We start from the raw sequence: 13,417 nt of genomic DNA on the forward strand, positions 1-13,417 counted from the left end.
AATGCGTACATTATTTATGTTTGCGGCACTTGTTCTGGTATTTTGATATAAAGGCTTGTACGTTGTGAATATATTGGGTATATCATCATACTACCATGATAGTGCCGCCGCGCTGTTGCAGTCTGGTCGGATAATTGCTGCGGCGCAAGAAGAACGGTTCACGCGGCAAAAGCATGATGCGCAGTTTCCCAGGCATGCTATTGAATATTGCCTGCAAGAAGCTGGGGTGCGCTCGCATGATCTGGATTCCATCGTATTCTACGATAAGCCTATTTTAAAATTCGAGCGCTTGCTGGATACGTATCTAAGCTATGCACCCCGTGGATTTCAATCATTTGTCACTGCGGTGCCGATATGGTTGAAAGAAAAGCTGTATTTAAAGAAAACTCTCAAGAGGGAGCTTGCCGGCCTGCTGTCGTGCAAGGAATCCGACCTGCCGCCGATCCTGTTTGCAGAGCATCATGAATCGCATGCGGCTTCTGCGTTTTATCCGAGCCCGTACAAGAAGGCTGCGGTATTGTGCCTGGATGGGGTCGGTGAGTGGGCAACTACGTCCGCCTGGCTGGGGGATGGTCCAGAATTGACTCCCTTGTGGCAGATCAATTTTCCGCATTCCCTGGGATTGCTGTATTCTGCGTTCACCTATTACCTTGGGTTCAAGGTGAATTCTGGAGAATACAAGCTGATGGGTTTGGCACCATACGGCAAGCCAACGTATGTCGATCTGATTTTTGATAACCTGATCGATGTCAAGGAAGATGGGTCATTCCGCCTGAATCTGGAGTATTTTGATTACTGCACGGGCCTGCAGATGACCAATCGGAAATTCTCCGATTTGTTTGGTGGCCCGCCCCGTGGTGCCGAAACAGCCCCGACCCAGCGCGACATGGATATAGCTGCGTCCATACAGGTGGTGACGGAGGAGGTTGTACTGAAGTTGGCGAGGCAGCTGCAGAAAGAAACCGGCGCGGAGTACTTATGCATGGCGGGGGGCGTGGCGCTGAACTGTGTTGCGAATGGGCGGTTGCTGCGGGAAGGTATTTTCAAGGACATTTGGATTCAGCCAGCCGCAGGGGATGCCGGCGGAGCGCTGGGTGCCGCTTATGCCGCCTTCCACAAATTCAGAAAAGAAGAACGGAAGTATTTCAACGGAGTGGATCAGATGCAGGGGTCTCTATTGGGGCCCAAGTTCGCGCAGCTGGATATTGTTGAAAAACTGGATGCGCTGGGGGCAAGCTACACGGTCTTGGATCAGACGGGCCTGTACGAAACGGTTGCAGGCTTGCTCGCAGATGAAAAGGTGGTGGGTTGGTTCCAGAACAGGATGGAATTTGGACCAAGGGCGCTGGGCGCCAGATCCATATTGGCGGACCCCCGTTCGACGGCGATGCAATCGCAACTGAATCTGAAGATAAAATTCCGCGAATCATTTCGCCCGTTTGCACCTGCCGTCAAAGAGGAAAATGTAGAAAAATATTTTGATCTTGACCGGCCCAGCCCCTACATGTTGCTTGTTGCACAGGTGAATGAAGATATTCAACGGAAACCCGATGAATCCCTGCAAGGCTTGGCGCAGCTGCATCAGGTACGTTCGGATATTCCTGCGGTAACCCATGTGGATTATTCCGCGCGGGTCCAGACGGTGAGCAGGACGAGCAACCCCGAATTTTACCAGCTTCTGAGCGCTTTTGAGCGACAGACGGGGTGCTCGGTTCTGGTGAATACCTCTTTCAACGTCCGGGGCGAGCCCATCGTGTGCACGCCGGAGGACGCCTATCGCTGTTTTATGGGAACGGATATGGATTATCTCGTATTGGGCAATGTACTGCTGTCCAAGGATGCGCAGAACAATGCGTTGGTAGGTCAGCGCAAGGGTGCGCTCGCCCTGGATTGAGTATTCTTCATATGATGAAAACAGCTCTGGAAAAAAGCATGAATGAGCGCAAGCAGGAGCTGCGCAAATTCGGCTATGTCATGGGGGGCTTCGTTGCCCTGATTTTCGGCTTGCTGCTTCCCTGGTTGTGGTCGGCCAGATGGCCCCACTGGCCCTGGATCGTTGCGGGCATATTTTTCCTGGTAGCTACTGTTTTTCCTGTTGCGCTGCGCCTGGTTTATAAATACTGGATGCGCGTCGGCGAAGTGCTGGGTTGGATCAACACCCGAATCATCCTGGGCATTGTTTATATTTTAGTATTTTCTCCGCTAGGTTTTCTGATGCGTATCCTTGGCAAGGATACGCTGCAGAAGAAGTGGAATGGCGATTTGCAGACATATCGAATTAACAAGATGCCCCGAAAACCTGAACACATGGAGCGCCAATTCTGATGCTGGAACTTATCAAGGAGCTTATTTTATTTTTCCGCGAGCACAAGAGGTATGTGTTGATTCCCGTGCTGGCGGTCCTGTTGCTGCTGGGGGCTCTGCTCGTGTTCGGTCAAGGCTCGGTAATAGCTCCGTTTATTTATACTTTATTTTGAATGATGAAGAAATTTCTATATTTCTTCCTTCCTTCATTTCTGCTGTGCTCGCTGGTGGCTGTCGGATACTGGGCAGGAGGGTATGTCGCGGCGGGAAAATTCGAGCGAACCATTCGCTGGGTGGAACAAGGTGAAACCTTGGCGGGCGTGTTGTCTGCCACCAAGCTGACAGACGAGCAACGCAACAACTATCGCAATGCCTATAGCGACCCGTCTGTCGATACCGGCAAGATCAGCTGGTCGGTTCCTAATCAGCCCACGCCTTTTGTAGGGACGGCCCCGGCACCGGGGCAGCACCACAATGCCCATATCAACTCCTGGCAGATGCGGAGCCAGCAGGAGCTGGTGAATCCGAAGCCCAATGGGTCCTATCGCATTTTCCTGACGGGGGGGTCAACCGCTTTTGGTTCTGGTTCTCCGAGCCAGGAACAGACTATTGGCAGTATTCTTGGTGATCTTCTCAATGCGAATGCAACGGAGAAGGACAAGGCCCGCTTCGAGGTTTTCACGTTCGCGAACCCCGCATGGTCTTCTACCCATGAGCGCATTGCCATTGAGAACTATCTTTCCGAGCTTCAACCAGATCTGGTCATCTCACTCTCGGGAAATAACGATGTTTTCTGGGCTGATGCGGGGCGAAATGTGTTGTGGTTCAGCGCATTCGCCGATGACTACTACCGGTCTCTGGTGAACATTGCCCTGAAGGTGGCTGGAAGGCAGGAGTTGCCCGAGTTGGTCAATGCGCGTCCGGCCGCTCAGCCGGTGTCGCCGCAAATCGTAGCCCGCCGGATTGAAAAGAATGCACGCTTGGGTGCGTATGCACTGCAGGAAGGTAAAGTGGATTGGATATTTTTCCTGCAGCCCACTCTTTCCGTGACGAAGAAGGATCTGACCCAGCGTGAAAGAGACTTCATTTCGGCTTCGAAAGATTATTACATTGACTGCTATAAGGCCATGTCTTCAAATCTCTCGAACCTGAAATTGGATAATTTCACTTTTGTGGATTTGTCCGGCATCTTCGACCGGTACTCGGCGAAGGATGACATGTTCCTGGATCAGTTTCATTTTGGAGACAAGGGCAATGCCGTGATCGCCAAAGCTATTTTTTCTGAAGTGTCCAAAAAGTTGAGTGCGGTGCGGCGGGCGCCATAGCCTCCGCCGGATCGCGTTTTCGCGGCATGGGGCAGGGCTGTTTGTTCTGAGGCCAGAGTGGTGGGCTTCTTGCGAGATTCAATCAAACGACCCGGCTCGCGCACAATACGTCCATGACTTCCACGCGTTTTGGCTCGCAGTATTCGGGCCAGTCGTTCGGTGACCTCAGCCGCTTCTTGCGGGAGGGGGTGGCTGACGAGGAGTCGCGGGAGCTGCGCGAAAGTCTCGGGCTGATGTCGCAACTCATTGACGAGGCCGTCAGGGCCCGGCGGGGAGGCGCTGACCCCCAGGCGATCCTTTCGTGTGTGGCCACGCTGGTTCGGGCGCTGCGCGAACACCAATTGCTTCTTACCGGCCTGGGATCGGCCTGGCACGCACTGTATGAGTTTGGCGCCTATCAGCGTGCGTTGCGGGAATTGCGGAACGCCATTGCAGCCTGGCAGCAGATGTTGGAGCGCCGCAGTGCCAAAGAAGGCGCCAGCTTCGATCACTTCGAACTCCTGGCCTGGCGCACGCTGGGCGAGGCGCTTTTGCTCATCGATATGTATGAACACCAAAGCGATCCCCTCAGTGATCTGCCAGACGCGCCACGGCGCAAGCCGTCCGCCTTGCAGCGCGCACGTGAATGGCTTCGCGGCTGGGGGCGGTAAACCAGAAGCTTGGCCGCGGCCATGCTGCTGACTTGTAGTGAATTCACAACATTTCAAACTTGCTGCACTGCCGCACTCCTGTGCTACATTGGTCGCCATGCAAGTTCGCAGCGCGTTTTATTTTTGGTTTTTTATCTCGGTCCCCGGCGGATGAGAGGAAAACGCGCAAGCTGACACAACCTTCCCATACCAACCGCCGACGCTGCAAAGCCCGGCGGTTTTTGTTTTTCCGCCCTCCCGTTTTCCCATCCACTTCAACTGACTCCACGAGGAAGCAACCATGACGGCCCCTACCACCCCCACCAGCGATGCCTGGTACCGCAGCGTCGAGAAAACCAGCCAGACCGACGACGAACGTATCAAGGACATCACCGTGTTGCCTCCTCCAGAGCACCTGATCCGCTTTTTCCCGATCCGCGGCACGCCGGTCGAGACGCTGATTACCCAGACCCGCAAGAACATCCACAACATCATGGCGGGCAAGGACGACCGCCTGCTGGTCGTCATCGGGCCGTGTTCCATCCACGATCCGGCCGCTGCCCTGGAATATGCACGCCGCCTGATGGCCGTGCGCGCGCAGTACGCCGACACCCTGGAAATCGTGATGCGCGTGTACTTCGAGAAGCCGCGCACCACGGTGGGGTGGAAGGGCCTCATCAACGATCCCTACCTCGATGAGACCTACCGCATCGACGAAGGGCTGCGCATCGCGCGGCAGTTGCTGATCGACATCAACCGACTGGGCATGCCGGCGGGCAGCGAGTTCCTGGACGTGATCTCGCCCCAGTACATCGGCGATCTCATCAGCTGGGGCGCGATCGGTGCCCGCACCACCGAGAGCCAGGTGCACCGCGAACTGGCGTCCGGCATCTCGGCGCCCATTGGCTTCAAGAACGGCACGGACGGCAACATCCGCATCGCCACCGATGCCATCCAGTCGGCCAGCCGGGGCCACCACTTCCTGTCGGTGCACAAGAACGGCCAAGTGGCCATCGTCAACACCAAGGGCAACAAGGACTGCCATGTGATCCTGCGGGGCGGCAAGGCTCCCAACTATGACGCCGCCAGCGTGGCCGCTGCCTGCAAGGACCTCGAGGCCGCCAAGCTGCCCGCCACGCTGATGGTGGACTGCAGCCATGCCAACAGCAGCAAGCAGCATGAAAAGCAGCTGGACGTGGCACGCGACATCGCGGCGCAGCTCGCCGGCGGATCGCGCAGCGTGTTCGGTCTCATGATCGAAAGCCATCTCATCGCCGGTGCCCAGAAGTTCTCGCCCGGCAAGGACCAGCCCGGCGCGCTGGAGTACGGCAAGAGCATCACGGACGCCTGCCTGGGGTGGGATGACTCGCTGGTGTCGCTCTCCGAGCTGTCCGACGCGGTCAAGGCGCGCCGCGCGCGTTGACGGCGGACGGGCCGATGGTCCGCGCCGCAGGCGGGAGGCCCTAAACTGCAAGCCTGTGGCGGCCCGTGCGATGACGCACGGGAAGCACCACGGCTTCAGAAGAAAGGCAAACCATCATGCACAGCGAAGTGTCGGTCCATCTGGCCGGAAACCAGGAATTCCGTTTCGATCTGGAGGGCGCCGAGCCCATGGGCCATGAGGCCGGAAGGCGCTGGCTCGACGACCAGTTCACCGCGCTCGATTGCGAACCCTTGCGCGCCAGCGGCAAGGTGCTGCTGGCCGACAAGGTGCTTACCGTCGCACGCGCGGCAGGGGCCTCGCTCCTGACCGATCCGGCATGGTCCCGCGACTTTGCGCGGGCCGCCAGCGCCGCCCTGGCCAAGCCGGTGGTGCGCGTGGACGTGCCGGGCATGGCCGTGTCGTTCTGACCCTTCTGGATAAAATAGGGCCCTAGCGCTTGTCATACAAGCGCAGGCAGCTATTTATTTTGTAGCAAATCCAGCAGCTTCGCATGGATTCCGCCAAATCCGCCGTTGCTCATGCACACGATGTGGTCACCCGGGCGGGCTGCCGCGGTGACTTGCTGCACCAGGGTGGCGATGTCGCCGGCAGTCTGTGCCCGCAGGCCCGGGCCCACGCCCAGGGGGGCGAGGGCTTCGGCTGCATCCCAGTCCAGCCCGGCCGTGTGGCAGAACGCGAGATCGGCGGGTTCCAGCGCCCACGGCAACTGCGCCTTCATCGCGCCCAGCTTCATGGTGTTGCTGCGGGGCTCGAACACCGCGAGGATGCGCACGCCGTGGCCCAGGCTGCGGCGCAGGCCGTCCAGGGTGGTTCTCAGGGCGGTGGGGTGGTGCGCGAAGTCGTCATACACGGCAATCCCGTGCACGGTCCCGCGCAGCTCCATGCGCCGCTTCACATTCTGGAAGGCCGCCAGTGCCGTGGCCGCCTGCTGGGGGCTGACGCCCACATGGTGCGCGGCGGCAATGGCCGCCAGCGCGTTGAGCTGGTTGTGCACGCCGGTCAGCGCCCATTCCACCCGGGCCACCTTGCGCCCCTGGTGCAGCACATCAAACGCCTGGGGATCGCCCTCGGCCGAAAAGTCGCTGACGGCCTCCCCAAAGCTGGCCACCTCGCTCCAGCAACCCGTGTGCAGCACGCGGGCGAGGCTTTCCTCGAGGCCGTTGACGACCACCCGGCCCGACGGGGGCACGGTGCGCACGAGGTGGTGGAACTGCCGCTCGATGGCTGCCAAGTTGTCAAAGATGTCCGCGTGGTCGAACTCCAGGTTGTTCAGCACGGCGGTGCGGGGCCGGTAGTGCACGAATTTGCTGCGCTTGTCGAAGAACGCGGTGTCGTATTCGTCCGCCTCGATCACGAACAGCGGCGCCGCACCGAGTGGCGAGGGCGCGGGCACCGGGCGCCGGGGTGCGCCCAGCCGGGCCGACAACCCGAAATTGAGGGGTACGCCGCCAATCAGAAAGCCCGGCTGCTGGCCCGCGCTTTCCAGGATCCAGGCCAGCATCGAGGTTGTCGTCGTCTTGCCATGGGTGCCCGCGACCGCGAGCACGTGGCGGCCTTGCAGCACCTGTTCGGCCAGCCACTGGGGGCCGCTGGTGTAGGGCAGGCCGGCGTCCAGGATGGCTTCCATCAGGGGAAACTTGGGCGATCCATCGGGCTGCCGAACCCGGCTGACCACGTTGCCGACCACAAACACATCGGGCTGCAGGTCAAGCTGGTCGGCCCCGAACCCTTCGATCAGGTCGATGCCCAGCGCGCGGAGCTGGTCGCTCATCGGCGGATAGACCCCCGCATCGCAGCCCGTCACCTTGTGGCCCGCCTCGCGTGCGAGTGCGGCGAGGCCTCCCATGAACGTGCCGCAAATGCCCAGTATGTGTATATGCATGGGCGCAGATTCTAAGGTTCAACAGAAAACGGGGCTCCAGCGCTTGGCTGGCAAGCGCAAGAAGCTATGAAAAATATAGTAAATGCGGGTGTGGCCGGAGTGGAGACTAGGGTCAACCCGTAGTCCTGGTGGGCGGTTCGGGCCACAATGCGGTTTCGTTCCTTGCTGCCTTCCCACTGCCATGCACACACCTTTGAGCGACGAAATCGCCCACACCACGGCCCGGCTGGTGGTGGAGGAAGGGCTTGAATGGGGCCCGGCCAAGCGCCGGGCGCTGCGCCAGATGGGGCTGCCCGCCCGCACCCCCCTGCCGGACAACGACCAGGTTGAGGCCGCGGTGCGGGAGTACATCCAGCTTTTCTGTGCCGACACCCAGCCGCGCGAGTTGCGGGCGCTGCGCCAGCTCGCCCTGGTGTGGATGGAGCGCATGGCGGCCTTCCGCCCCCATCTGGCGGGCGCGGTCTGGCATGGAACGGCCACGCGGTTGTCCGATATTTATCTGCAATTGTTCTGCGATGACCCGAAATCGGCAGAAATAGCCCTGATCGACCACCACGTCGACTATGAACCGCGCACGGTGACCGGTTTCCATGGCGAGTCGGTCGAAGCATTGAGCCTGGGCAGCAAATCCCCCGAACTCAATGAGATGATCGGGGTGCACCTGCTGATCTATGACCTTGACGACCTGCGCGGCGCCTTGCGCCCGGACGCGAAGGGACGTGTGCCGCGGGGCGACATGACCGCCGTACGGCGCCTGCTCCAGGAAACCCCAGCCCCATGACGACACCTTCTTCCGATCACCCTGCCTCTGCGGCCCCCGTCCCTGGCACTGCGCCCGCAGCCTCCCGCAGGCGCCTGCTCTATGCGGGCGTGGCGGGCGCCGCCGCGCTGGGCGGCGCGGGCCTGGCCTGGTGGAAATTCCAGCCCCACGCGATGGAGCAGGGGGCCGAGCAAGCGCTCTGGACCATGGAATTCGAAAAACCGGAAGGCGGCTCGGTGGCGCTCAAGTCGCTGGCCGGCAAACCCTTGTTGCTGAACTTCTGGGCGACGTGGTGCCCGCCTTGCGTGGAGGAGCTTCCCATGCTCAATGCCTTCTACCGCGAACATGGAGCGAACGGATGGCAAGTTCTTGGATTGGCCATCGACCAGCCGTCCGCCGTGCGCAAATTCCTGCAGCGCATCCCGCTGGAATTCCCTGTGGGGCTGGCCGGCCTGGGCGGCACGGACCTGGGCAGATCGCTGGGCAATCTCACGGGAGGTTTGCCGTTCACCGTGGTCCTGGGCGGCAGCGGCCGTGTCCTGCACCGTAAAATGGGGCAGATCACCCCGCAGGATCTGCAGCGCTGGGCTGCCTTGCGCTGACCCCTCGCACCGGCCGTCTGGCGGTTCCGCTGGGATATCCGGCGGTTATTGGCATGATGTAGTTCATGAAAAATACCCGTGGAAGACGGTGATAGGCCGAAATTGGAGTAAATTCGCGCCCTATTCAGTTTTATAGCCGTTGGAGCTCCCATGGATCTGCGAAAACTCAAAACCCTCATCGATCTCGTGTCCGAGTCGAACGTATCCGAACTCGAAATCACGGAGGCCGAGGGCAAAGTCCGCATCGTCAAGAGCGTGGGGGGCGTGGTTCAGCAGTATGTGCCCGCCCCGGTGCAGGCGCCTGCCGCCCCCGCACCCGCCGCCGCGCAGGTGGCCGAGCTGCCTGCGCCTTCCGCACCCGCAGCCCCTGCGGGCCACATCGTCAAGTCGCCCATGGTCGGTACGTTCTACCGCTCCTCCAGCCCCGGCGCGAAGGCTTTTGTCGAAGTGGGCAGCCAGGTCAAGGAAGGCGAGACCATCTGCATCATCGAGGCGATGAAGATCCTCAACGAGATCGAGGCCGACAAATCGGGCATGGTCACCCGCATCCTGGGTGAAAACGGCCAGGCCGTGGAATACGGACAGCCGCTGTTCGTGATCGAATAAGGCGCTCATGTTCAAGAAGATTCTTGTTGCCAATCGCGGCGAAATCGCGCTGCGCATCCAGCGCGCCTGCCATGAGCTGGGCGTGAAGGCGGTGATGGTCTACTCCGAGGCCGACCGCGACGCCAAGTACGTCAAGCTGGCGGAAGAAGCGGTGTGCATCGGCCCCGCCCCGTCCCCGCTGTCCTACCTCAACATGCCCGCCATCATCTCCGCCGCCGAGGTGACCGATGCCGAGGCCATCCACCCCGGCTACGGCTTCCTGTCCGAGAACGCGGACTTCGCCGAGCGCGTGGAAAAGAGCGGGTTCCAGTTCATCGGCCCCACGCCCGAGTCCATCCGCATCATGGGCGACAAGGTCTCGGCCAAGCAGGCCATGATCCGCGCGGGCGTACCTTGCGTGCCCGGCTCCGAGGGCGAGCTGCCCGATGACCCGGTGCAGATCCGCCGCATTGCCAAGGCCGTGGGCTACCCCGTGATCATCAAGGCCGCCGGCGGCGGCGGTGGCCGCGGCATGCGCGTGGTGCACACCGAAGCCGCCCTGGTCAATGCCGTGCAGATGACCAAGGCCGAAGCGGGCGCCGCCTTCGGCAATCCTGCGGTGTACATGGAGAAGTTCCTCCAGAACCCGCGCCACATCGAGATCCAGATCCTGGCCGACAAGCACCGCAACGCGGTCTACCTGGGCGAGCGGGACTGCTCCATGCAGCGCCGCCACCAGAAGGTCATCGAAGAGGCGCCGGCACCCGGCATCCCCCGCAAGCTGATCGAAAAGATCGGTGAGCGCTGCGTGGCGGCCTGCAAGAAGATCGGCTACCGCGGCGCGGGCACGTTCGAGTTCCTGTACGAGAACGGCGAGTTCTACTTCATCGAGATGAACACGCGCGTGCAGGTCGAGCACCCCGTGACCGAGTGGATCACCGGCGTGGACATCGTGAAGACGCAGATCATGGTGGCGGCCGGCGAGAAGCTGCCGTTCACCCAGCGCCAGATCGAGATCCGGGGCCATGCCATCGAGTGCCGGATCAATGCGGAAGACCCCTACAAGTTCATCCCCTCGCCCGGGCGCATCACCACCTGGCACCCACCAGGCGGCCCCGGCGTGCGCGTGGATTCACATGCGTACACCAACTACTTCGTGCCGCCCAACTACGACTCGATGATCGGCAAGATCATCGTGCACGGTGACACGCGCGAGCAGGCCCTGGCCCGCATGCGCACGGCGCTGAACGAGACCGTGATCGAAGGCATCAACACCAACGTGCCGCTGCACCGCGAGCTGATGGTGGACGCCAAGTTCATGGCTGGCGGCACCAACATCCACTATCTGGAAGAGTGGCTGTCGCAGCACAAGCGCTGAGATTGCGGCTGCGCACGGTCATTCGCATGCTGGCTCCTGGCGACGGGTGCCAGCATTTCATTTTTTCTGAGAGGCGCCTATGTTTGAGCTGAGCCTGATGTGCCCCGAGGACCGGATCGAAGCGGTCAGCGATGCCCTGGATGCACTGGATGCACTGAGCGTGTCGGTGGAGGATGCCGATGCGCAGACCGATGCCGAACAGGCCCTGTTCGGCGAGCCTGGCATGCCGCCGCCCAAGGATGGCTGGCAGCGCAGCCGGGTGACGGCGCTCTTCCCCTCCGAAGGGGCTGCGCGCGATGCGCAGCAGCTGCTGGCCGTGCAGGACTTCTTTGCCGGCTGCCAGGTCCTGGGTGTGTCCCAGGTGGCCGACCAGGACTGGGTGCGCCTGACGCAATCGCAGTTCGCACCCGTGGACATCACCCCGGACTTCTGGATCGTTCCCACCTGGCATGAACTGCCGGCGCAGGCGAAGCGCAGCATCCGGCTGGACCCGGGCCTGGCCTTCGGCACCGGCACCCATCCCACGACACGCATGTGCCTGCGCTGGATTGCCCGCAACGGTGCCACCGAGTCGTCCATGGGCAATCCGCTGGGCCGGGTTCTGGACTATGGCTGCGGCTCCGGCATCCTGGCGATTGGCGCGGCGAAGTTTGGTGCCACGGACATTGATGCGGTGGATATCGATCCTGCCGCCGTGGAATCCACGGCGCTGAACGCGCAAGCCAATGAGGTGCAGCTGCATGCCGGCCTGCCCGACAAGGCCCGGGGCGCATACCAGACCGTGCTGGCGAACATACTTGCCACCCCCTTGCGGGTGCTCGCGCCCCTCCTGTGCGGGCATGTGATGCCGGGCGGGCACCTGGTGCTGGCGGGCATCCTGGAGCGCCAGGCCGATGAGCTGAAAGAAGCCTATGCACCCTGGATTCGGCTCGAGGTGGCCGACCTGGAGGACGGCTGGATCCTGATGACCGCACGGCGCGACGAGGCGGCGTAGGCAGAGCCACACGCCCGGCGGGGTTGCGTGCGCCGCTATCTACAATCCATCGCTGATGAGCCAGATCACTCGCTGCCCGTCCTGTCTTACCTCCTTCAAGGTGGTGGCAGACCAATTGCGCATCTCCGAAGGATGGGTGCGCTGCGGCCAATGCAAAGAGGTTTTCGATGCGTCGGCGCATCTGCTGCCAGCGGCCCCTCCCGCGCTTTTGCCGGATGTGTCCTTGACCGACGTGCGTCCGCCGCCGGTGCCCGTGGCGCGCAGGGCGGATGCCGAGCGCGCATGGGGCGAGCCTTTCTCTCCACCGCCTGCTTCACCGTCTCCGGCGGTGTCGCCGGCAAGCGGGCCCGCGCAGGCCGCGCTTCCGCAATTGCCCGCAACCCCTGTCCTGGATGTCCCTCAGCCGGCGGTGCCTGCCTTTCTTGCCGCGGTAAGCGGGGACGTGGCTGACGGCGAGGACGCCCGCATGGCGCGCCTGACGCGATTTGCGTGGCGTCCGGAAGATTCTTCGTCGCCTGGCAGTCCCGATGGCGCGGCACCGGCACCGGCTCCGGTGCCGCCTTCCTCCCCCGTGGTCTCGGATCCCTTGCCCGCCGCACGGCCGGATGTGGCCGTTGAGTCCGTGCCGGGCGGGTATGAATTGCCGTACGCCGCGTTGCGAGACCCCGAGGAGGAGCCTGAACCGGTTTCGCCAGCGGCCCTGACCGACATGGGCTATCCAGCGCTCGAGTTGCCTGTGAAACCGGCGGCCGCCTCCGCGCCGGAGGAGGACGGTGGCGTCGAGGTGGCACCCGCCGCGCCGGACGGCGCCGCAGAGCCCCTGCCGCCAGTGGAGTTTGTGCGGGAGTCCGTGGTGCCCGGGCCGGAGGCCTTGGCGCTCGTGGAGGACCGTTCTCCCGCAGCCGTCTTGCTGGCGCCCTCGCGCAATTCGCCCCGGGACGCGCCAGACCTGGATGACGACGAGGACGAGGGAGTGGATGCCGGGCAGGAGGTCAGCTTTGTCGTCGCGGCGCGGCGAAAGGCGTTCTGGCGCAAGCCGATGGTGCGCGTGGGGCTTGCCCTCGTGCTGTTGTTGTCGGTCGCGGCGCTCGCGCTGCAGGTCGCCATTCAGGAGCGTGACCGCGTGGCGGCGATGGATCCGCGCACAAGACCATGGTTGATGGCGTTGTGCGTTCCGTTGCAATGCCAGATTGCGCCGCAGCGCCAGATTGCGGATGTGGTCATCGACAGCTCCTCCTTCAACAAGGCCCGGGGTGACAGCTATCAGCTGGCCCTGGCCATGAAGAGCAAGGCCTCGATACCCCTGGCCATGCCCGCCGTGGAGCTGACCCTGACGGACGCGCAGGACCAGCCCGTTCTCCGGCGTGTCCTGCTGCCGGCCGACCTGGGGGCTCCGATGGAGTTGCCGGCGCGCGGTGAATGGAGCGCCTCGGTGTCGGTGATCGTGACCACTGGCGGGGCGCGTGTGGCCGGCTATCGGCTGCTGGCGTTCTATCCCTGATACTGATTTCTAC

14 protein-coding genes are annotated in these 13,417 nt (G+C 62.0%); 13 read left to right on the forward strand and 1 reads right to left on the reverse strand.

Annotated elements, in window-relative coordinates:
- Positions 1–64 precede the first annotated feature (64 nt).
- The 7 genes from AC1RVY_RS14555 to AC1RVY_RS14585 all read left to right on the forward strand — a co-directional run bounded on the left by AC1RVY_RS14555 (position 65) and on the right by AC1RVY_RS14585 (position 6,109).
- On the forward strand, positions 65–1,894 hold the full coding sequence (locus AC1RVY_RS14555) for a carbamoyltransferase family protein (protein ID WP_492807112.1): 1,830 nt from the start codon (positions 65–67) through the stop codon (positions 1,892–1,894).
- A gap of 14 nt (positions 1,895–1,908) precedes the next feature.
- Positions 1,909–2,325, forward strand: coding sequence for an SxtJ family membrane protein (locus tag AC1RVY_RS14560; RefSeq protein WP_492806944.1), 417 nt, complete (start codon positions 1,909–1,911; stop codon positions 2,323–2,325).
- Positions 2,325–2,477 carry a DUF5989 family protein gene (locus tag AC1RVY_RS14565; protein WP_218296070.1) on the forward strand — a complete coding sequence of 51 codons (153 nt, stop codon included), beginning with the start codon at positions 2,325–2,327 and terminating at the stop codon, positions 2,475–2,477. The genes AC1RVY_RS14560 and AC1RVY_RS14565 overlap by 1 nt, the downstream gene beginning before the upstream one ends.
- Positions 2,478–2,480: 3 nt before the next feature.
- Entirely contained in the window at positions 2,481–3,629 is a 1,149-nt protein-coding gene (locus AC1RVY_RS14570) for an SGNH/GDSL hydrolase family protein (RefSeq protein WP_492806945.1), read from the forward strand.
- Between the two features lie 113 nt (positions 3,630–3,742).
- Positions 3,743–4,279 carry a hypothetical protein gene (locus AC1RVY_RS14575; protein WP_218339694.1) on the forward strand — a complete coding sequence of 179 codons (537 nt, stop codon included), beginning with the start codon at positions 3,743–3,745 and terminating at the stop codon, positions 4,277–4,279.
- A 280-nt stretch (positions 4,280–4,559) separates the two neighbouring features.
- Complete coding sequence (locus tag AC1RVY_RS14580) at positions 4,560–5,681, forward strand: 3-deoxy-7-phosphoheptulonate synthase (RefSeq protein WP_218339693.1); 1,122 nt, start codon at positions 4,560–4,562, stop codon at positions 5,679–5,681.
- 116 nt (positions 5,682–5,797) lie between these two features.
- Positions 5,798–6,109, forward strand: a complete 312-nt coding sequence (locus AC1RVY_RS14585) for a hypothetical protein (RefSeq protein ID WP_218339692.1) — start codon at positions 5,798–5,800, stop codon at positions 6,107–6,109.
- A 50-nt stretch (positions 6,110–6,159) separates the two neighbouring features.
- On the opposite strand, the gene mpl is transcribed toward AC1RVY_RS14585, so the two are convergent.
- Positions 6,160–7,584: a UDP-N-acetylmuramate:L-alanyl-gamma-D-glutamyl-meso-diaminopimelate ligase gene (gene mpl / locus AC1RVY_RS14590; protein WP_492806946.1), complete on the reverse strand. Its 1,425-nt coding sequence runs from the start codon at positions 7,582–7,584 to the stop codon at positions 6,160–6,162.
- Positions 7,585–7,765: 181 nt separating this feature from the next.
- Here mpl and AC1RVY_RS14595 point away from each other — a divergent pair, with 181 nt between their 5' ends.
- From AC1RVY_RS14595 to AC1RVY_RS14620, 6 genes are all read left to right on the forward strand, one after another.
- Complete coding sequence (locus AC1RVY_RS14595) at positions 7,766–8,365, forward strand: hypothetical protein (protein ID WP_218296064.1); 600 nt, start codon at positions 7,766–7,768, stop codon at positions 8,363–8,365.
- Positions 8,362–8,946, forward strand: coding sequence for a TlpA family protein disulfide reductase (locus tag AC1RVY_RS14600; RefSeq protein ID WP_369643331.1), 585 nt, complete (start codon positions 8,362–8,364; stop codon positions 8,944–8,946). The genes AC1RVY_RS14595 and AC1RVY_RS14600 overlap by 4 nt, the downstream gene beginning before the upstream one ends.
- Before the next feature lie 150 nt (positions 8,947–9,096).
- Positions 9,097–9,552 carry an acetyl-CoA carboxylase biotin carboxyl carrier protein gene (accB, locus tag AC1RVY_RS14605; RefSeq protein WP_492806947.1) on the forward strand — a complete coding sequence of 152 codons (456 nt, stop codon included), beginning with the start codon at positions 9,097–9,099 and terminating at the stop codon, positions 9,550–9,552.
- Positions 9,553–9,559: 7 nt separating this feature from the next.
- Positions 9,560–10,909, forward strand: coding sequence for an acetyl-CoA carboxylase biotin carboxylase subunit (gene accC, locus AC1RVY_RS14610; RefSeq protein ID WP_218296061.1), 1,350 nt, complete (start codon positions 9,560–9,562; stop codon positions 10,907–10,909).
- A gap of 79 nt (positions 10,910–10,988) precedes the next feature.
- Positions 10,989–11,903 (forward strand): 50S ribosomal protein L11 methyltransferase, encoded by a 915-nt coding sequence (prmA, locus tag AC1RVY_RS14615; protein WP_218296060.1) that lies wholly within the window; start codon positions 10,989–10,991, stop codon positions 11,901–11,903.
- Between the two features lie 55 nt (positions 11,904–11,958).
- Positions 11,959–13,404 (forward strand): zinc-ribbon and DUF3426 domain-containing protein, encoded by a 1,446-nt coding sequence (locus tag AC1RVY_RS14620; RefSeq protein ID WP_492806948.1) that lies wholly within the window; start codon positions 11,959–11,961, stop codon positions 13,402–13,404.
- Positions 13,405–13,417 lie beyond the last annotated feature (13 nt).

The sequence above is a fragment of the Acidovorax sp. GW821-FHT11A03 genome, assembly GCF_058809075.1.